The organism is Terriglobia bacterium (genome assembly GCA_036496425.1).
In the GTDB taxonomy this organism is placed as follows: domain Bacteria; phylum Acidobacteriota; class Terriglobia; order 20CM-2-55-15; family 20CM-2-55-15; genus 20CM-2-55-15.
This window is the reverse complement of sequence record DASXLG010000304.1, coordinates 36,679-55,393: the sequence shown is the minus strand read 5'-3', so window position 1 is coordinate 55,393 and position 18,715 is coordinate 36,679. Positions and strand designations below refer to the sequence as shown.

Here is an 18,715-nt window from a genome sequence, read left to right as displayed (position 1 = left end):
GGCTCGTAGCCGCGGGCATAAAGCCCCCGGCTACAGCCTTGTTAGAAGTTCACACGTGTGTTCACGATAAAGCTCCGGGAACCTGACGCGCTTGTAATCCGGCCGAACGTATTTCCGGCGGCGTTGATGCTCGTGGACGGGCCTCCGAAGTTCGGATGGTTCAACACGCTGATAGCGTCCAACCGGAATTCGAATTGCGTATTCTCGCGGATCTTGAACCGCTTCACGAGATTCATGTCGAAATTAAGGCTGCCGGGCCCTTTGATCGTGGTCAAACCCAGTGTTCCAACCTCTCCGGGCTGCGGATTCACAAGCACGATTTGGCCGTTTGGAGCCTGGATGGCCTTGTTGCTGTATGCCGTGCTCAGACCATTGAGCGTCGAGACGTTCGCTGCGTATGGATCGGCCACCTGCGTGTATCCATTGAAATAAGTCACAGCGTTCGACAGCTTTGTGACCTGGCCCACACTCTTGGGAAATGCGCCGACGATGTCCGGCTGGTCTCCCGTAGTACTGATGGCCTGGATGCCCGACGAAATGCTCAGAGGCGCCCCGGTGTTGTAGTTCGCGATGCCACCGAGTTGCCACTTGCTCACGACGTTCTGAACCCAGCCCGGCGCGTTGCCGAGCAGAAAATGGTCCGTGCCGAAAGGCAGTTCGTAGGTCCCGTTGCTCGTGATCTGGTGAGCGTGGTCGAAGCCAAGCAGCCCTTTTTCGATCGAACGATTGCTGGGATCGCGGTAGGTTGCGCCGGCATCGCTGTCGGCGTCCCCCAACGCCTTACTCCACGTCCATGTGGTCGTGTTGGTGAAGCCATGGCTGAGCCGCCGCGTGAATTGCATTTGCAGCGAGTGATAGGTCGAGTTGCTCAGGTTATCCAACATCGAGACACTCGCATACTGCGGATTGGTGACGATGTAGTTGTCCGGGAAACCATTCTTACGGAGAACAAAGCCGTTGCCGGTAACGCCCGCAGGCAGCGTCACACCGGTGTTCGTGGTGTTCAGAGTGTTTACAAATCCGCCGACGTTCCCATTGGCAATCTGCGTCCGGGTCGTCGTGTTGCTGCGTACAGCGCTGGCGCCGGTGATTGTCGTGCCATTGACGACACCGTTGCCGCCGAAGTTGATTCCATTCAGCATCTGATTGAGCAAAGTCGATTCGCCGCCCGCGCGCACGGCATTGAACGCATTGAACAGATCCGGGTTGTGATGCACCGCGTCAATCTGATTGAGATTGAGCGTGCCCCAGAGCTTCGAACCCTTCGTTCCGATATATCGGATTTCAACTGTTGTGTTTTTAGCCACCTCGCGCTGAATTTCCAGGTTCCAGTTTTGGGTGTACGACGGCGTACGGTTATACGAGCTGATCGACAGTGTCCGGTCGGTTGTCGGAACCAGGAACGGCGCCGAGGTCGCGGTGCCCGAAGGGAGAGGAACCGGCAGCGTGATGTTCGCAAGCGAAGTGTACGTGTTCGGAGTATAGGTGATGCCGTTGCTGGCGGAGCCCACCAGATTGATGCCCGGGACCGTCCCGAGGGTGCTGTCCACCGTGATGAAGTTACGCAGCGCACCCGTATAGCTGATGCCGTATCCGGAGCGAAGGACGGTTTTGCCTTTGTCGAACCACGGAACGTTCCAGGCGAAACCGATGGCCGGCCCGAATTGTTTAAGGTCGTTCCCCTTCACGTTGGGATTGACATCCGGATGCGTCGAGTTTTTGCCGACAAACTGAACCTGCGTCAAATTGCTGCAGACGCTGGTGAAATTTGGCGTTCCCGGGCTGGATGTACACGTCACGCCCGTCAACGCGCTCTCATTGTTGCCGATGAAGCGCGCATCGAGACCATTCTCTTCATAAGGCTGGCCGTAGTACTCCCAATGCACGCCAAGGTTCAACGTGAGATCGGGACGGAACTTCCAGTCATCCTTGAAGTAGGCGCTCATTTCATTCTGGTACTGCCGGTAGAACTTGACCGGGATGGCCGGCGAACCCTGCAGGGTTGTATTCTGTGCGCTCAGAATTCCGAAAGACTGGTTGATCGACGCAATCGAGCCTGAGAGGTCCGTAAGCAGCGTACGCGCGCCAGTGGCGGCATTAGAGGACAAGTTCGCATAGGCCGTGGCGTCCAGTCCGCTGACTGGAAAGCTGCCCTGGCCAAAGGTGACATTCGGTGTAAAAGCGGGATCGCCGAACCCGCTCGATTTCGTATGGCGCAATTCGTAGCCGCCCTTGAAGGCATGCTTGCCGTGCGTCCAGCTTAGATCATCGCCAATGGTGTACAGCGGGCTGACATGTCCACGCCATACTCCAAATCCGCCATAGGTTGCAACCGAGGTCCACTCGCCTGGAAGAGCCCGGAAGGGAACGCCGTTGGCCGTGGGTACAAACGGCAGCACCTGGGCGCCAACCGCATCGGGGCGGTTGGCGGGCCCATATTGAAGGTCGATTGAACGCCGGCGTCCAAGGCGCAATTCGTTCAACAGTGAGGAAGACAGCGTTGACGTGAAGGTGATGATGTACACATCCGGACGCTTCACAGCCAGACCATCGTAACCCGTCGGCCAGGAGCGCTGACCGGATTGGGCGGAGCCGCCCCAGGTATGTTCTCTCGTCGCGATAATGCTGAGCTTGTTCTTCGAATTGAAGTTCTGGTCGATGCGTGCGTTGTACTGATCGCGATCGACATCGCTTCCATTTCCATTCGTGAGATCGAACCCTTGGACGCGGCGCGTGAAATTGATTTGAGCGGTATTCAAACCATCTCCGCCGGTGAACTGGTTCGGCGAAGGCATGCGCTTCAGCGTTTCCTGCATGTAGGCGCTGCTGCTGACGGCCGGACGCAGCGGATCGCGGAATGTCTTGCAGTTGGCCACGGCTGCACCGTTGAAGGTGCAGTTGCCGAACAAGTCGACAGCCGACAGAGGACCGAGAGCGCCCTTAGGCGTTACGGGATTCCCGTTCCGGTCGACCACGGGGTTCGTGCTGGTGGCATTGCCGTTATCGACGCCGGGGAAGTACTGAAAGATTCCGTTGCGCGCCATCGCCGTCAGTGTGTTGCCTGTGGCCTGTTGGCGCTTGAGGTCCCGCTGGCCTTCAAACAAGAGAAAGAAGAATGTTTTGTTCCTGACAATCGGCCCTCCAAGACGGGCGCCATACTGGTTGCGATTGTCGTAGTCTTTCCCAACGCCGTTGAAGTTGTTGAACCAGCTGCTGGCATCGAGCGCGGAGTTGTGATTCACCCAGAACACGCTTCCACGAATCTGATTGGTTCCGGAACGCGTCACCATGCTCACCTGGCCGATACCGCGCGATGTTTGCGCATCAACGGGAGCCACGACGACTTTCACTTCTTCGACAAGATCGGGGCTCGTATATGTCAGCGACCACGCGCCGTCTTCAAACCGGCCGGCCGAGACGTTGATGCCATCGCGCATCGTGTTCACCTGGCTGATGCGGCCGCCGGCAAAATTACTGATGAACCCGCCCTGAGACTGAACGCCGGCGGTATCGGCAACCAGACCGAACACGTCACGCGAGGCCAGCGGCAGGTCGCGGACTTTGTACTCCGGAAGGACGGCGCCGACAGAATTGGAAGATGTCGCTAACAGCGTATCCGCTGCAACGCTGACATCCACCGTCGTGCCGGCCGCCGCGCCAACCTGCATGGTGAAATTCAACCGCGTCTGCTGCGCGCCCCCTAACTGGAATCCCTTGGCGACGGCCGTCTGAAATCCCGGCAGCTCTGCCTTGATCTCATACGTTCCGGGTTGAAGGCTCGCAAACTGGTAGGCGCCCGACTCGTTCGTAATAACAGTTGAAACGATGCCCGTCGCCGTGTTCGTGGCAGTCACACTGACGCCCGGTATAAAGGCGCCAGTGGGATCCTGGACGGTCCCCCCAACTGTCGCATTTTCGGATTGCGAAAATGTATTCAGAGACAAGAATCCACACAACACAATCGCTGCGATCAACGATTTCCTCATGTCATCTCCCCCGAGTCAGGTTTACGGCCAATCTTTACAGAATCTTTGTGCGAATCATTATCGACTGGAACTTAAACGTCAAGACAAAACGCGAAGCGCAAGCGCGATAGCGCGCAGCCTGAACTGACGCTAAACTGAGTGCATATGCGCATTCTATTGCTGGCTCTTGCGGTTGGAACATTGGCAATCCTTCAAAACGATGCCGACCTCGATCAACGGCTGGCGCGATGGCAGGTGGTGCAAATGCCGTTCAACAGCGCCGGTCTGAGCGCCCGCGAAAAGCAGATGGTCCAGAAGCTGGTAGAAGCGTCGCAGTATCTCGATGACGTCTACTGGCGGCAAAGCGATCCCGAAGGGCTTGCGCTCTACAAGTCCACAAAGGATCCGAAGCTCCGGCGGCTGTTGATGATCAACGGAGGCCGATTCGATCTGGTCGACGACAACCATCCGTTTGCGGGCACGGAGCCGATGCCGCCGGGGCGCGCCCTGTATCCGAAAGGGTTGACACGGGAACAGATCGAACAATATGTGAAAGCGCACCCCGGCAAGAAGGCTGAGATTTACGACGAGCATACCGTCATTGAGCGCCAGGGAACGGATCTGGTGGGACGTCCTTATCACGAAGTGTATCGAGCGCTCCTGCAGCCAATGACGAAAGCGCTGCGGGACGCCGCGGCGCTGAGCGATGACAAACAGTTCGCCGAGTTTCTACGGCAGCGTGCGGATGCCCTTTTGAAGGACGACTACTATCAGAGCGACCTCCTCTGGATGGACCTGAAAGACCCGAAGTTCGATGTCATCTTTGCGCCATACGAAACCTACCTGGATGATGTGCTCGGTGTGAAGACATCGTACGGCGCCGCAGTACTCGTCCGCAACGAGGAGGAGAGCAGGAAGCTTGCGGTGTATCAGCAGTATGTTCCGGACATCCAGGACGCACTTCCCCTTGCGCCCGAAGACCGGCCCTCAAAAAAGGGCAAAGCCACGCCGATGGAAGTGATGGACGCCCCTTTCCGGGCCGGCGATCTGCGGCATGGTTATCAGGCTGTCGCGGACAACCTTCCAAACGATCCACGCATTCACGAGCAGAAAGGATCGAAGAAAATCTTCTTCAAGAACTTCATGGACGCGCGCGTGAACTACGTCGTGTTGCCGATTGCAAAACGGCTGATGCGGCAGGACCAGGCGGCGAAAGCGACGGGTGAAGGCTATCTCGCTGCCGTGCTGTTGCATGAGATCTCGCACGGGTTAGGACCGGCATTTGCCCGCCAATCCGGCAAGCAGGTCGATATCCGGGCAGCTATAGGTCCGGTATATTCCGGCCTCGAAGAAGCCAAAGCTGACGTCGTCGGCATGTTCGGATTGAAATGGCTGGTCGACCGGGGAGCTCTGCCGAAGGATCGCCTGGAAGAATATTACGCCTCCTATGTCGCCGGGATTTTCCGCACGCTGCGATTCGGAACCGCGGAAGCGCACGGCCGCGCTGAAATGATGGAGTTCAACTATCTGTCGCAGGAAAAAGCAATCATGCGGGACAGCGCGAACGGCCGCTACAGTGTCGATTACACACGGATTCCCGCCGCAATCGAGCAGCTCTCGAAAGAACTCCTGACGATTGAAGCGACAGGAGACCGTGCGCGCGCGGAAAACTGGTTCAAAAAGTACGACGTGATGCCGGGCGACCTGAAAGCCGCCCTCGAAACCACGAAAGATGTGCCGGTGGACGTTGATCCGGTCTCTTCGTTCCAGGAACGGCCCCAATAGTTTGGTTACCATTCACAATAGATTCGTTTCCGCAGATGGAACCGTCCGTTTCCTGCTCCGGCTGGAGGATGGCGAATTCGTGGAGGCCGTCCGCATTCCGCGCGAGAACCGCGCCACCTATTGCATTTCGTCGCAAGTGGGATGCGGCCTCGGCTGCACCTTCTGCCTCACCGGACAGCTCGGTTTCACTCGAGATTTGTCGGCACAGGAAATCATCGAGCAGGCTCTCTTCCTGCGGCAAAGCGCTCAGGGCACACCACCGGACGAAGAGCGAGCCAGCATCGTCTTTATGGGAATGGGCGAACCCATGTCCAATTACGATAATGTTCTCGAAGCCATTCGCTTCTTCCACGACGAGCGCGGACTGAAATTACCGATGTCGCGAATTACGGTCTCGACCGCCGGGCTGGTTCCCGCGATCCGCCGCCTCAGTAAGGAACCGCTGTTTCCCAATCTTTCAATCTCACTAACCGGCGCGACCAACAGCGTTCGAGACAACCTGATGCCCATCAATCGAAAGTATCCGATCGAGGAAGTTATCGCCGCCGTGCAGGAGTTGCCGCCCCAGCGGCAAAAGCGCGTGATGTTCGAATGCGTGATGATGCGGGGGATTACCGATTCGCTTTCGGACGCCGAAGAATTATCGCGGCTCGTCCGTGGGATGACCGTCAAAGTGAATCTGATACCACTGAACCCGGCTGATGAAATATCGTTCGAACGGCCGGACGATAGGACAGTCCTGGCGTTTCAGGAAGTCCTCCTCCGGAATGGCATCGCCACATTCATCCGCAAAAATCGAGGGAACGATATTTCCAGCGCTTGCGGTCAATTGAAAAAGAAAATCTCGTGAATCTGCTGCTCTCGATCTTCGCCGCAGACATACTTCCTATCTTCGTGATCGCCGGCATCGGCTTCCTGCTTGCCCGAAAGTTGCAGGCAAGCGTAAGAACACTATCGCACGTGGTATTTTATGCGCTGGTGCCCTGCCTTGGTTTCCGGCTGCTCGTCACGTCGAAAATGACTGGACCGCAGGTCGGAAGGATGGCGCTCATGGCAGTGCTGGTTACAGCGGCGATGGGCGTGCTGGCCCGCGTCATTGTGATTCCTTTCCGCCTCGACCGGTCGGAACTGAGCGCCTTCCTGCTCGTCGTGATGTTTTCGAACGGCGGAAATTACGGACTGCCGGTCGTTCTCTTCGCGTTTGGAGCCGAGGCGCTGACACATGCGACGGTCTACTTTGTAACGAGCTCAATTCTGACCTACACCGTCGGAGTATTCCTCGCCGCCGCCGGACGCCGCAGCATCAGGCAGGCGGTGATCGGCATCACGAAGATTCCTGCGATTTATGGTGTGGTGGCGGCCTTCATCGTCATCGGGATGGGAATCCCGGTGCCGATGGCCTTCATGCGTCCGATCGGAATGCTGAGTGACGCGGCTCTGCCCACCATGGTGCTCGTGCTCGGGATGCAACTCGAACGTGCGACGAAGCCGGCGCGGCCGGCACTCGTGGGGGTTGCGGTGGTGCTGTCGCTCATTGCAGCGCCTTTGGTCGCACTTGGACTGGCCGCCTTGCTGGGTTTGTCCGGCCCGGCACGTCAGGCCGGAGTGATCCTGGCCTCGATGCCGGTTGCCGTCGTGACAACCATTCTGGCGCTCGAGTTTGAGATCGCGCCCTCGTTTGTCACCAGCGCGGTATTTGTTTCTACGCTGCTTAGCCCGCTGACGCTGACGCCGCTGATTGCCCATTTGTAACGTCTGACATTGCGCGCCGGCCGACAGAAGAGCTATATTCCGCATACATTAAGTCGGGGGATTCATGCTCAAAAGAACCTTCTATTTCTTTTGCATTCTCGCTGGTTTATGCCTTGCCGCTGCCGCTGTTGCACAGGAAGGACACCCGCTTAGCGGGACATGGTCCGGGGACTGGGGTCCGAGCGTCAGTCAGCGCACGCATTTGACTCTGGTGATGAGCTGGGATGGAAAGAATGTCAGCGGCGTCCTGAATCCCGGCGACAACGCCGTGCAGATTCCAAGCATTTTTCTGGATGTGACGAATTGGAGCGTTCGTATCGAAGCCGACTCGAAAGATCCGTCCGGCAAGACCGTTCACATTACAGCCGAGGGTAAGCTCGACGATATCGGTTCATATCATCGGAAGCTCAGCGGCTCGTGGATGCAAGGTACGGCAAAAGGCGACTTCCGGCTCACCAGGGATTAACGTGAACGCAATTACACGCACCATTTTCGCACTCGTTATCGCCGGCATTTCTTCAGCGGCACAGCCCGCAGCAGCGCAGCGGTCGTTCTCGATGAGCTACGAAGCCGGCAGACAAATCACCCTTCGGGGGGTAGTCACGCGAATCGACTGGGTCAATCCCAGCGCATTCTTCTTCATTGATGTGCGCGATCCTTCCGGCACCGTCACGAATTGGGCAATCGAGTTCGGCAGCCCCCTGGACCTGGAGAGAGACGGCTGGAAGCCAGGCGCACTGCACATTGGCGATCAGGTGATGGTCGAAGGCGTCCCGGCGCGGGGGGAAGTCCGGCAGGCGTCGGAGAAATCCGTAGTCCTGACGAAGACCGGAAAGAAACTCTTCACTGTGCCCGCTACGCGCGGGGCTACGGCGGCTGCCGCGCCGGTCCCCCGCTGGCCTGATGGCCAGATCCGGTTGGGTCCTCCGGCAGGCAAGAAGGGATATTGGGGAGCAGCAAGCGCGAAAGTTATCGTGGAAAATACCGGCGCAAAGATTCCGATGTCCGATGACGGTCTTCTGGGGAACCTCGCGGATGCCGGCAAAGTCGCGCCGTTTCAGCCTTGGGCCGAGGCGCTCTTCGAGCACCGGCAGCGAACATTCTTCAAAGAGGATCCCGTGGCCCGGTGCATTCCGGCGGGGGGCCCGCGGCAGTTTCAGATGCCGAACGGCTTTCAACTCGTAGAACAGAAGGAACTCGGCCGGATATTGGTGCTGCTCGGAGGCGGAGACCGCAACTGGCGAGTCATCTACACGGACGGGCGGCCGCAGGGTACGGCAGCGGAGGTCGTCCCGGGCTATTACGGTAACTCTGTCGGACACTGGGAAAAAGACACGCTGGTTGTGGATTCCATCGGATACAACGAGAAGTTCTGGCTGTCCGGCAACGGCCTGCCGAGCACGGAAGCGCTTCATCTGACCGAACGATTCACGCGAACGGGCCAGAACACATTAAAATATGAAGTCACGATCGACGATCCGCGCGCATACACGAGAGCATGGACAGCAGCCTGGACGGTGCAGTGGATACCGGACCAGGATATTCAGGAATATTTCTGTGAGGATAACGCGGAGTCAACATTCATCCGCTGAGGGACGATTATGAAACTTAAAGCGATTGGATCACTTGCAGCAGTCAGCTTGATGCTTTTGAGCGTAAAGCCGGCGGCGGCGCATCACTCGTTCGACGCGGAGTACGATTCGAAGAAGACCATGACGGTCTCCGGAACCGTAACGAAACTCGACTGGGTGAATCCGCACGCGTTCGTTTTCATCGATTCCAAGGATGAGAGTGGCGCCGTCAAGAGTTTCAAGATTGAAATGGGTCCACCGTACGCCCTGGTTCGCGGCGGATGGAAGCGCGATACGGTGAAGATTGGCGACAAAGTCACCGTTGAAGCGGCTGCCCTGGCAAAGGACGGAACAAACGCTGCCGGATCGGAGCAGACGACTCACATGATTCTCGCCAGCGGACAGAAGTTGCCGATGCGGTAACAGGCGGAGGTATCCGTGTTGAAGCTCGCCGTCAGAATCGCGATGGTGCTCGTAATTCTGTGTTCTCTTACAGTTCTTTCGTTTTCACAGGCAGGTCCGGCAACCGAAGCTGCGCCACGCTGGCCCGATGGCCACGTCAATCTCGGCTCGACGCACGATCAGAAGGGTTACTGGGAAGTGCGGCCCGGTCTTGGCGGGATGCCGCGCGCGGCGGACGTTCCACTCCAACCCTGGGCGAGGGCTCTCTATCAATACAGGACATCCCGAAACGACTTGTACCCACCCCTGGTAAGTTGCAAACCGGGCGCGGGTCCGTCGTTCTTCAATGCTCCGGGTTTCGAAATCGTCGACGTACCGGAGCTGAAACGTATCTTTATCCTGAATATCGCGGGACCACATTCCTGGCGGGTTATCTACATGGATGGACGGCCGCATCCTGCAGGCGAAGATTTGAGGCCGACGTTTCTTGGCCATTCGACCGGCCACTGGGAAGAAGATACTCTCGTCATCGACACGGTAGGCTTTAACGAGAAGCAGTGGGTCGCCGGATCGTATCCGACGACCCAACAGCTTCACATGACCGAGAGGATCTCGCGACCGAATCTCAAGACGCTGAGCTACGAATTCACGATCGACGATCCTGGTGCGTATACCAAACCATGGTCCGGCAAGTGGACCATTACCGAGAAGTCGCCATCATCATGGGTCAAAGACGGCGAGATGTTTGAATACATCTGCCAGGACTCACGATCATGATGCCGGCGAAAATGCCGCCCGGCGGTTTTGCTGGAAACACTGTTCATTATCATCGCGGCACAGGGGCCGTTCTTCGCCATAGCTGATCGTTGTAATGACCGTCTGAGGCACGCCCTGCTTCACGAGATACTCTTTCACCGCATTCGCCCGGCGATCGCCTAATCCGAGGTTGTACTCTTCACTGCCGCGATCGTCACAATGCCCCTCTACGGTGAACTTGACGCCGGGATGCTGTTTCAGCCATGCCGCATCGTTCTGCAAGCGCGCAATCTGATCGGGACGGATATCGGCTTTGTCGTAATCGAAATGGACCATCTCGACGTTTTGTCTGAAGAGGTCCGCCATGTTGACATTCGGAGCCGCACGCGGCGTGGCCCGGGCAGCCGGCGCAGCGGGGACGCGAACCGTAATTCGCGCAGAGTCTGATGCTGACCCACCCGGTCCGGTCGCGGTCGCCGTGTAGGTCACAGAGGAGGTCGGATTAACGGACCGCGAGCCCGTGCTCGTAACCGTACCGACCGCCGGCTGGATTTGAACGTTTGTCGCGTTCTTTGCATCCCACTGCAGAGTTGCCGCCTGTCCCCGGTCCAGAGCGCCGGGAGTGGCTCTCAAGGTAATCGTGGGTGCGGCAGCGCGTTGAGGCGCCGGTGCAGGCGCGGGTGTCGGCGTGTTCGCCGCCACATGTTTCTTGCAGCCTGCGAGAGCGAAAGCAGCTATCGCCAAAATAAGGCTGACGTTTTGAATTCGTCGCTTCACGTGGGTCTCCTTTCATCATTCACACACATCGTTGGTAGATATCGTACCACGATGTACATTGGACGCAAGAAGACGAATCACGTATGCAACTATGAGTTACAAGGGCGTTTATCGATTTTTTATGGATGGATCGGCGGTGTCGCGGAACCGCTCAGTTGCCTTTGTGGACCATGACCTCGGTGGCTTTAACCACAGCGATCACGCTGTCGCCTTTTTTCAACTGGAGTTCCTCGGCGCTCTTTCGAGTAATGACGGAATCGATGACATTCTGTCCGACGCGAATCGTGATGTGCGCCATCACGTCTCCCATAATGATTTCAGTGATCTTGCCCTTGAGCTGGTTCCGCGCGCTGATAGCCATGTGCTCTCCTATTCTTTCCTGGCTGCATACCTGCTTTCTTCAGGATATCGTTTGGGCATGCAGCTATCTTATGATTCTTCGAAAGAGGTTTTAGCCGCAGATGACGCAGATGACGCGGATGGGGGGGCATCATAAGTCCCTGTTCGCGCCCCATCCGCTTCATCTGCGTCATCTGCGGCTAAACTACTTTTGACGGGGCCGTGGCTAAGCGAGGCGTGCCGCGAAGGCCTTCATCTCTGTGAAGAGAGCCCAGGCGTCGAACATGCCGAAGAAATCCAATTCGATAGGCTGGCCATCGTGAGCGCCTGTTATCTTCTTGTCCTTCCATACGACGGGCATGGCCAGCCCCCTGTCGAAGGAGTTGAATTCGAAACGGAAACCGCGGGCAATGGCATCGCGAATGAAGCGAGCGAACCTGTACCAATCCTGTTGTTTTAGCGAGGCCGATTGGCTGCTGGAATCGCAGTACTGAACGATCAGATCGAACGGCTCTCGGACGAGGGTTCGAATCAGCAACTGGACGAACTGCGCGGTGAAAGCCGCTTTTTTCTCATCTTCCCTCATAAGGAGAGCGATTTCGTAGAAGTCCACGCGGAAATTTCCGAACTGAGCCGCACCATTTTCGAGCAACGGCCGCGCTTCCTTTGATGAAAGAACCGCGAGGGCGGCGAGGCCCGCTGTTACGTTCTGCCGGATGACTTCGAGATGGGCCGTCAAGTCCGTTTTCGTCATGCGTGCGCGTTAGTCTAATCTGATTTCTGCCGCCTTTCGAGTAACATGAAGATCGATGCAGCAGCTTTCACCGGAATTCCTGGCCCAAGGTCTTATCTGGTACATCGTGTTTTTGTTTTCGACGACTTGTCATGAGGCCTCGCACTCGCTGGCTGCCAAATGGGGCGGCGACCTGACGGCTTTCCACGGCGGGCAGGTCACGCTGAATCCCATTCCTCACATGCGGCGGGAACCGTTTGGAATGATGCTCGTGCCGATTTTCTCGTTCCTGCTTGGAGGCTGGATGATCGGTTGGGCGAGCGCGCCTTACGATCCGTTCTGGCAGGCCCGATATCCCAGGCGCGCCGCCTGGATGTCGTTGGCGGGACCCGGCGCGAACTTTGCGTTAATGCTCATCGCGGCAATCGGTATCCGCGCCGGCATGGCCGCGGGTGTATTTCAACAACCCAGCTCGGCCGGATTTACACACATCACGGAAGCCGTCCATCCGGAGTCGACTCCGATTCTGACCTTCGCCGCAATGTTCATCAGCGTCCTGTTTTTTGAAAACCTGCTGCTGGGAACGTTTAATTTACTGCCGGTACCGCCGCTGGACGGAAGCACCGGAATCACCGTTCTCATGAGCGAACGCGCCGCCTTGCGGTTCCTGGAATTCATTCGCGACCCCACCTTCAGCATGGCAGGCATCATCGCCGCATGGTTCCTGTTCGACAAACTCTTCGATCCGATATTTACGTTTGCGCTGAATGTACTGTACCCCGGTGCAGGGTACGGCTAGATCGTTGATGCCGAAGGCGGGATTCGAACCCGCACGCCTTGCGGCGCCACCCCCTCAAGATGGTGTGTCTGCCAGTTCCACCACTTCGGCGAGGTCTCGCGGACGTAAGGTCACAGTGACCGCCGCCCGCGGCTACATTACTTCTTTTCCGGCGTGCCTGGCGTGGCCGGAGCCGGAGCACTTTGCTGTTGCTGCGGCTGGGCCGGAGCCTGTTGGGCCGGCTGCGGTTGCTGCTGTTGTTGCGACTGATTTTGTTTTGCGCCTTCACGAACGACCGAATTGCCGCCCGGCCGTGTAATCATAATCGTCAAAGCCATCGACGTGATCATGAATATGACGGCGGAGACGGTCGTCGCCTTGCTCAGGAGCGTGCCGGCTCCGCGCTGTCCAAACGCCGTCTGGGTGCCACCGCCGCCGAAGGCTCCGGACCAATCCGCGTTTTGAGCCTGCTGAAGGAGCACGACGAAAATCAGAAATATGCAAACGAGAACGTGCAAAATCGTCAGTATAGTAAGCATTGATTTAGTTGCTATTAATGATGGCTGCAAACGAGGCCGGATCCAGGCTTGCGCCTCCGACCAGGGCGCCATCGATATCCTCTTTTTTCATCAGAGCCGAAATATTGTCAGGCTTGACGCTTCCGCCGTACAGAATGCGAAGCGCATCTGCTGCAGCCTCGTTATAGATTTCTGCGTAGGTCTTGCGGATTGCGGCGTGCATTTCGGCGGCGATTTCAGGTGTTGCAGTACGCCCAGTGCCGATGGCCCATACCGGCTCGTAAGCCACAATAATATTGGAAAGGTCGGGCCCGGTCAACCCAGCTAACCCATTCTGCACCTGCCGCCTGACCACATCCACCGCCTGTCCGGCATCCCGTTCCGCCAGCACTTCACCCACGCAGACGATCGCTTTCAAGCCTCCCGCGACTGCCGTAAGCGTTTTCTTCTGAACCGTTTGGTCGGTTTCACCGAAATATTGACGGCGCTCGGAATGCCCGATGATCGTATAGGTGCAGCCGACCTCTCGAAGCATCCGGACGGAAACTTCTCCGGTGAACGCGCCCTCTTTTTCCCAATGAACGTCCTGGGCCGAGATCCTGACGATGGTTCCGGAGGCCTGGTCGACCGCGGTCGAAAGTGCCGTGAAGGGTGGAGCGACCACGATTTCACAATGCTTGACGGTTTGAATCTGCGGGAGCAGCCCTTCGAAGAACGCACTCGTCTCCCCCCGCGTCTTGAACATCTTCCAGTTTCCCGCAATGACTGGTCTTCTCATCTTCTTACTTGCTGCGCCCTAGCGGGCTTGCATTCGCTCCGCTCATGCTCTGTCCGTTAAAACCTCGACGCCCGGCAACTTCTGCCCCGACAGAAACTCCAGCGATGCACCACCACCGGTGGAGATATGCGTAATTTTGGATTCCATGCCCGACTGCGCCACGGCGGCAGCGGAATCGCCCCCACCCACAATCGAAAACGCATTTGCTTCCGCAACGGCGCGCGCGATCGCAAATGTCCCTTGTGCGAACTTCGGATTCTCAAAAACGCCCATCGGGCCGTTCCACACAATGGTTTTCGCCGCGCGGATGATCCCGGAGTAGAGGCGAACGGTTTCCGGTCCGATGTCCAATCCCATCTGGTCCGCGGGCGTCTGTTCAACCGGTACCGTTTTCGCCTCGCTGCTGTCCAGAGCAGGCGCGACGACGTGATCCACCGGCAACTGCAGCGAGACATTCCTTTGCGCCGCTTTTGTCATCAGTTCCTTTGCCAGCTCGATCTTGTCGCTTTCGACAAGCGATTTGCCGGTCTGAATCCCTTTCGCCCGGAGAAAGGTGTACGCCATCGCACCACCGATCAGGATGGTGTCTGCGATGCTGATGAAGTTTTCGATCAGCTCGATCTTGTCCGAGATCTTCGCCCCGCCGACGATCGAAACATACGGTTTTTCGGCTTTGGTCAGCGCGTGATTCAGAGACTCGATTTCCTTCTGCATCAAAAATCCAGCCGCCGACTGGTTGACGTAGCCCGCGATGCCCGCCGTCGACGCATGCGCCCGGTGAGCAGCGCCGAACGCATCATTTATATATACGTCGCAGAGGGCCGCGAGTTGCTTTGCAAAAGCAGGATCGTTCTTTTCTTCTTCCGCGTGGAAACGGAGGTTCTCGAGAAGCAGGACGCCGCCGTTCTCGAGCGCGCCAACCATCCGCTCGACTTCGGGACCGACGCAATCCGGCGCAAGCGGGACCTGGCGTTTAAGCAATTCTCCCAATCGAACCGCAGCCGGCTTCAAACTGTACTTTGGCTCCGGCTTTCCCTTGGGGCGTCCCAGGTGCGACGCGAGAATCAGCCGCCCGCCTTTATCCAGCACATATTGAATCGAAGGGAGGGCGGCCGTGATCCGCGTATCATCGGTGATCTTGCCGTCCGCCAGCGGGACGTTGAAATCCACACGCATGAACACGCGCTTGCCGGACAATGCCAAATCTGAAATCGATAGCTTGTTCAAAGCGTTTCGCCTATTTCGCGACCAGTTTGATGCAGTCTCGCAGACGAACGCTGAAGCCCCATTCGTTGTCGTACCACGAAAAGACCTTCACCATGCGGTCTCCCACCGTTTTCGTCAGCGGCCCGTCCACGATTGAAGAGTGCGGATTGTGCAGGAAATCCGCCGAAACCAGTTCTTCATCCGTGTACTGAAGGATGCCTTTCATAGGTCCATCGGCAGCCGCTTTCAAAGCGCTGTTGACGGACTCGGCGGTAACCGGTTTCGCCGTGCGGACCGTCAGATCCACGATCGATACGTCCGGGGTGGGAACGCGAATCGCGATTCCGTCCAGTTTGCCCTTGAGTTCCGGTAGAACCAGGCCGATCGCCTTCGCTGCCCCCGTCGATGTCGGGATCATCGACAAAGCTGCCGCGCGGGCGCGCCGCATATCCGAGTGAGGCAGATCGAGAAGCTTCTGGTCGTTGGTATACGAGTGGACCGTCGTCATCAATCCGGTTTCGATTCCGAATGATTCATTCAATACCTTCGCGAGCGGCGCCAGGCAATTTGTTGTGCAGGATGCATTGGAAATAATGTTGTGTTTCGCAGGATCGTAGCTCTTATCGTTCACGCCGAGGCAAACCGTAAGATCCTCGCCCTTCGCAGGAGCCGAGATGATCACCTTTTTGACGGAGCCGCGCATATGCTTACGTGCGTCTTCCGCGTTGGTAAAGAGTCCGGTGGACTCGACCACAACGTCGATTCCCAGCGCAGGCCAGTCGATCTTTCCCGGATCCCGCTCTTTGAATACCTTGATCGGCTTGCCGTCGACAACGATGCTGTCCTCGCCAGGCTTTACTTCGCCCTTAAGGTTTCCCAGCACCGAATCGTACTTCAAGAGATGCGCCAGTGTCTTGGGATCCGTGATGTCGTTAACTGCAACGATTTCGATGTCTTTATCGCCTACTGCAGTCCGGTAGAGATTCCTCCCGATACGGCCGAAGCCGTTAATCCCCACTTTAATAGCCATAATTGCTCCTCTCATTAATCCGCTGCGCGCTACCGCGCTTGCGCTTCGCGACAACCAAATAAAAAAGTATACTCTGCGGCGGGCATGTATTTCACATACACCTTGATCCTCGCGCTGGGCCTGATTGTCAGCTTTCCTTATTATCTCGTTCGGTTCCGCAAGTATGCCCCAACTCTGGCCGACCGTCTTGGATTTCTGAAGTTGCCGCAATTGCGGGGAAGCATCTGGGTGCATGCCGTGTCCGTTGGCGAGGTCAAGGCGGTCGAGAGACTTTTGGAGCGGCTGCGCGAACAGTTTCCCGATAAGCCCCTGGTGGTCTCAACTGCAACTCCCGCCGGACAACAGCTCGCGCGCGATCGCCGGGACATTGTGGACCATACGATGTACTTTCCGATCGATCTTCCCTGGTGCGTGCAGCGGACTCTGGATCGCGTCAATCCGGAGTTGATGATCATTGCGGAAACGGAGATCTGGCCGAACTTCCTGAAGACCTGCAGAAACCGCGGAATACGGGTCGTCATGATCAACGGCAGAATCTCGGACAAGTCGTTCGCGCGATATCGATTGATCCGTCACTGGCTTCGCCGGGTGTTCGAAAGCTACTCGATCATCGGCATGCAATCGGAACTGGATCGCGAGCGGATTGAGGCGATCGGCGCCGACCCCCAAAAGGTGACGGTGTTCGGAAACCTTAAATATGACGTCGCACCACGCTCCGGAACCGTGAAGACCGAACTCGTCCACTTGCTCGAAGGATGGAAAAAGGTCTGGATTGCAGCGAGCACAATGCCGGGCGAAGAAGAGTTCATCCTGGATGCCTTCCGGCAGGTGAGAACGCTCCATCCCGATTTGCGTCTCGTGATCGCCCCAAGGAATCCCGAACGGTTCGATGCCGTGGACGAAATGCTGAAACGATCCGGGGCGGAAGCCATCCGCCGAACAGAAGTGCGGATTTCCAACTCGCCGGCAGCCCCAATCCTGCTATTGGATTCGATTGGAGAACTTGCGGCGCTTTTCCACTACGCCACTGTCGTATTTGTCGGAGGGTCGCTGGTGGCACGCGGCGGCCACAATATCCTCGAGCCTGCACGATGCGGCAAGCCAGTCGTATTTGGCCCGCATATGGAAAACTTTCGGGACATTACCCGCCTGTTCCTTGAAGCAAACGCGGCAATTCAAATCGGCGAGTCGTCTCAACTTGCTGCGGCCTTATCTGATGTTCTTTCAAACCCGGCAAAAGCAGAGGATATCGGCGGGAAGGCGCTGGCGGTGGTCGAACGCAACAGCGGAGCGACCGACCGCGTGCTCCAGGTCCTTGAACCGATCGGGGCGAGCCGGTGAGCCGGGCCTTCGGTCTTCTCGTCAAAGCCCGCGCCAGGCTCTATGAGTCCGGAATCCTTCCCACGCGGCGATTGAGTTATCCCGTCATCAGCGTCGGCAACCTGACCCTTGGAGGAACCGGCAAGACTCCCATCGTCATCGCTATCGCCGAACAACTGCGCGATCGAGGCTTCCGGCCCGTGATCCTTTCACGCGGCTATCGCAGAGTCAGCCGGGGCATAGTCATCGCGGAGTCCGACTGGGAACAATGCGGCGATGAACCGATGCTGATGAAACAGCGCCTGGGGAACGTTCCGGTTGTGGTTGGAGCCGATCGATACGAGGCGGGCCTGGTTGCCCAACAGAAGCAATCGGGAAACATTTTCATCCTCGATGATGGCTTCCAGCATCGCCACCTGCATCGCGACTTCGATATTGTTTCGATCGATCCGATCGAATGGGCTGAGGGTGAAGCATTGCTGCCGGCCGGCCGGTGGCGCGAACCCAAATCGGCCATTGCCCGCGCCCATGCCGCATGCGTGCAGGAGATCGAGGGCGTACCGGGGCCGGATCTTTCCGTTCCAACCTTCGCCGTGCGGACAGAGATCGAAGGTATATATAAGGATGGGGCGGAAGTACCGGTGGCGACCCTGAATGGCCGGCGCATCGTGGCCTTCGGGGGGATCGCAAAACCCGAACGATTCTTCATGGCCGTCCGTTCGATGGGCATCCAACCCGCCGAATGCGTTCATTTTGCCGACCATCATCGCTATTCAACCCGTGAGCTTGAGAAGCTGGGGGGAGAGCTCCTGCTTACCACTGAAAAAGATGCAGTCCGTCTGCACGGCCTGACAAGCCGCCCGTTCTGCTACCTTCGGATCTCTGCTAAGATTCGGGCGTTTGAGGAGTTGATGGGACTAATCCTGAGAAAGTGTTTTACAGGCAGGTAGGCGAGGCCACGGGGAAACACGGCTTGTGAGAACTTTTTGTGCATGCGCAATTCAG

At 57.4% G+C, this 18,715-nt stretch carries 18 protein-coding genes and 1 tRNA gene; 10 read left to right on the top strand and 9 right to left on the bottom strand.

Annotated features, from left to right (window positions below):
• Window positions 1–41: 41 nt before the first annotated feature.
• Window positions 42–3,986, bottom strand: a complete 3,945-nt coding sequence (locus VGK48_22125; protein HEY2383882.1) for a carboxypeptidase-like regulatory domain-containing protein — start codon at window positions 3,984–3,986, stop codon at window positions 42–44.
• Window positions 3,987–4,130: 144 nt separating this feature from the next.
• On the opposite strand from VGK48_22125, the gene VGK48_22120 reads away from it, so the two are divergent.
• The 7 genes from VGK48_22120 (at window position 4,131) to VGK48_22090 (ending at window position 10,252) form a co-directional block, all read left to right on the top strand.
• Window positions 4,131–5,750: a Zn-dependent hydrolase gene (locus tag VGK48_22120; protein HEY2383881.1), complete on the top strand. Its 1,620-nt coding sequence runs from the start codon at window positions 4,131–4,133 to the stop codon at window positions 5,748–5,750.
• Window position 5,751: 1 nt separating this feature from the next.
• Entirely contained in the window at window positions 5,752–6,600 is an 849-nt protein-coding gene (rlmN, locus tag VGK48_22115; GenBank protein ID HEY2383880.1) for a 23S rRNA (adenine(2503)-C(2))-methyltransferase RlmN, read from the top strand.
• Window positions 6,597–7,502: an AEC family transporter gene (locus VGK48_22110; GenBank protein ID HEY2383879.1), complete on the top strand. Its 906-nt coding sequence runs from the start codon at window positions 6,597–6,599 to the stop codon at window positions 7,500–7,502. The genes rlmN and VGK48_22110 overlap by 4 nt, the downstream gene beginning before the upstream one ends.
• A 64-nt stretch (window positions 7,503–7,566) precedes the next feature.
• Window positions 7,567–7,968, top strand: a complete 402-nt coding sequence (locus VGK48_22105; GenBank protein HEY2383878.1) for a hypothetical protein — start codon at window positions 7,567–7,569, stop codon at window positions 7,966–7,968.
• A gap of 1 nt (window position 7,969) precedes the next feature.
• Entirely contained in the window at window positions 7,970–9,094 is a 1,125-nt protein-coding gene (locus VGK48_22100) for a DUF6152 family protein (protein ID HEY2383877.1), read from the top strand.
• 9 nt (window positions 9,095–9,103) lie between these two features.
• Entirely contained in the window at window positions 9,104–9,496 is a 393-nt protein-coding gene (locus tag VGK48_22095; GenBank protein ID HEY2383876.1) for a DUF6152 family protein, read from the top strand.
• A gap of 15 nt (window positions 9,497–9,511) precedes the next feature.
• Window positions 9,512–10,252 carry a hypothetical protein gene (locus VGK48_22090; protein HEY2383875.1) on the top strand — a complete coding sequence of 247 codons (741 nt, stop codon included), beginning with the start codon at window positions 9,512–9,514 and terminating at the stop codon, window positions 10,250–10,252.
• Here the strand turns inward: VGK48_22090 and pal are convergent.
• The 3 genes from pal to VGK48_22075 form a co-directional block, all read right to left on the bottom strand.
• Window positions 10,247–11,008 carry a peptidoglycan-associated lipoprotein Pal gene (gene pal, locus VGK48_22085; GenBank protein HEY2383874.1) on the bottom strand — a complete coding sequence of 254 codons (762 nt, stop codon included), beginning with the start codon at window positions 11,006–11,008 and terminating at the stop codon, window positions 10,247–10,249. The two genes, VGK48_22090 and pal, sit on opposite strands and share 6 nt — an antisense overlap.
• A gap of 151 nt (window positions 11,009–11,159) precedes the next feature.
• The gene (locus tag VGK48_22080; protein ID HEY2383873.1) at window positions 11,160–11,369 is read right to left on the bottom strand and encodes a TOBE domain-containing protein; all 210 of its coding nucleotides are present in this window, start codon (window positions 11,367–11,369) and stop codon (window positions 11,160–11,162) included.
• 204 nt (window positions 11,370–11,573) lie between these two features.
• Window positions 11,574–12,101 carry a hypothetical protein gene (locus tag VGK48_22075; GenBank protein ID HEY2383872.1) on the bottom strand — a complete coding sequence of 176 codons (528 nt, stop codon included), beginning with the start codon at window positions 12,099–12,101 and terminating at the stop codon, window positions 11,574–11,576.
• A gap of 55 nt (window positions 12,102–12,156) precedes the next feature.
• Here VGK48_22075 and VGK48_22070 point away from each other — a divergent pair, with 55 nt between their 5' ends.
• On the top strand, window positions 12,157–12,879 hold the full coding sequence (locus VGK48_22070) for a site-2 protease family protein (GenBank protein HEY2383871.1): 723 nt from the start codon (window positions 12,157–12,159) through the stop codon (window positions 12,877–12,879).
• A gap of 8 nt (window positions 12,880–12,887) precedes the next feature.
• On the opposite strand, the gene VGK48_22065 is transcribed toward VGK48_22070, so the two are convergent.
• From VGK48_22065 to gap, 5 genes are all read right to left on the bottom strand, one after another.
• Window positions 12,888–12,969: transfer RNA gene (locus VGK48_22065), tRNA-Leu, on the bottom strand.
• Window positions 12,970–13,016: 47 nt separating this feature from the next.
• The gene (secG, locus tag VGK48_22060; GenBank protein HEY2383870.1) at window positions 13,017–13,397 is read right to left on the bottom strand and encodes a preprotein translocase subunit SecG; all 381 of its coding nucleotides are present in this window, start codon (window positions 13,395–13,397) and stop codon (window positions 13,017–13,019) included.
• A gap of 4 nt (window positions 13,398–13,401) precedes the next feature.
• On the bottom strand, window positions 13,402–14,154 hold the full coding sequence (tpiA, locus tag VGK48_22055) for a triose-phosphate isomerase (protein HEY2383869.1): 753 nt from the start codon (window positions 14,152–14,154) through the stop codon (window positions 13,402–13,404).
• A gap of 42 nt (window positions 14,155–14,196) precedes the next feature.
• A complete protein-coding gene (locus tag VGK48_22050; protein ID HEY2383868.1) occupies window positions 14,197–15,381 on the bottom strand; it encodes a phosphoglycerate kinase in 1,185 nt (394 codons plus the stop codon).
• Between the two features lie 10 nt (window positions 15,382–15,391).
• Window positions 15,392–16,390, bottom strand: coding sequence for a type I glyceraldehyde-3-phosphate dehydrogenase (gap, locus tag VGK48_22045; protein HEY2383867.1), 999 nt, complete (start codon window positions 16,388–16,390; stop codon window positions 15,392–15,394).
• An 84-nt stretch (window positions 16,391–16,474) separates the two neighbouring features.
• Here gap and VGK48_22040 point away from each other — a divergent pair, with 84 nt between their 5' ends.
• Window positions 16,475–17,731 (top strand): 3-deoxy-D-manno-octulosonic acid transferase, encoded by a 1,257-nt coding sequence (locus VGK48_22040; protein ID HEY2383866.1) that lies wholly within the window; start codon window positions 16,475–16,477, stop codon window positions 17,729–17,731.
• Window positions 17,728–18,660: a tetraacyldisaccharide 4'-kinase gene (gene lpxK, locus VGK48_22035; GenBank protein HEY2383865.1), complete on the top strand. Its 933-nt coding sequence runs from the start codon at window positions 17,728–17,730 to the stop codon at window positions 18,658–18,660. The genes VGK48_22040 and lpxK overlap by 4 nt, the downstream gene beginning before the upstream one ends.
• The last annotated feature ends 55 nt before the right edge of the window (window positions 18,661–18,715 follow it).

Excerpts from the sequence above, each read along its gene's own strand:
- VGK48_22070 (HEY2383871.1), top strand. The coding sequence starts at position 12,157 with ATGCAGCAGCTTTCACCGGAATTCCTGGCCCAAGGTCTTATCTGGTAC.
- secG (HEY2383870.1), bottom strand. The coding sequence starts at position 13,397 with ATGCTTACTATACTGACGATTTTGCACGTTCTCGTTTGCATATTTCTG.
- VGK48_22075 (HEY2383872.1), bottom strand. The coding sequence starts at position 12,101 with ATGACGAAAACGGACTTGACGGCCCATCTCGAAGTCATCCGGCAGAAC.
- VGK48_22120 (HEY2383881.1), top strand. The coding sequence starts at position 4,131 with ATGCGCATTCTATTGCTGGCTCTTGCGGTTGGAACATTGGCAATCCTT.
- VGK48_22040 (HEY2383866.1), top strand. The coding sequence starts at position 16,475 with ATGTATTTCACATACACCTTGATCCTCGCGCTGGGCCTGATTGTCAGC.
- VGK48_22105 (HEY2383878.1), top strand. The coding sequence starts at position 7,567 with ATGCTCAAAAGAACCTTCTATTTCTTTTGCATTCTCGCTGGTTTATGC.
- VGK48_22125 (HEY2383882.1), bottom strand. The coding sequence starts at position 3,986 with ATGAGGAAATCGTTGATCGCAGCGATTGTGTTGTGTGGATTCTTGTCT.
- gap (HEY2383867.1), bottom strand. The coding sequence starts at position 16,390 with ATGGCTATTAAAGTGGGGATTAACGGCTTCGGCCGTATCGGGAGGAAT.
- VGK48_22080 (HEY2383873.1), bottom strand. The coding sequence starts at position 11,369 with ATGGCTATCAGCGCGCGGAACCAGCTCAAGGGCAAGATCACTGAAATC.
- tpiA (HEY2383869.1), bottom strand. The coding sequence starts at position 14,154 with ATGAGAAGACCAGTCATTGCGGGAAACTGGAAGATGTTCAAGACGCGG.
- VGK48_22095 (HEY2383876.1), top strand. The coding sequence starts at position 9,104 with ATGAAACTTAAAGCGATTGGATCACTTGCAGCAGTCAGCTTGATGCTT.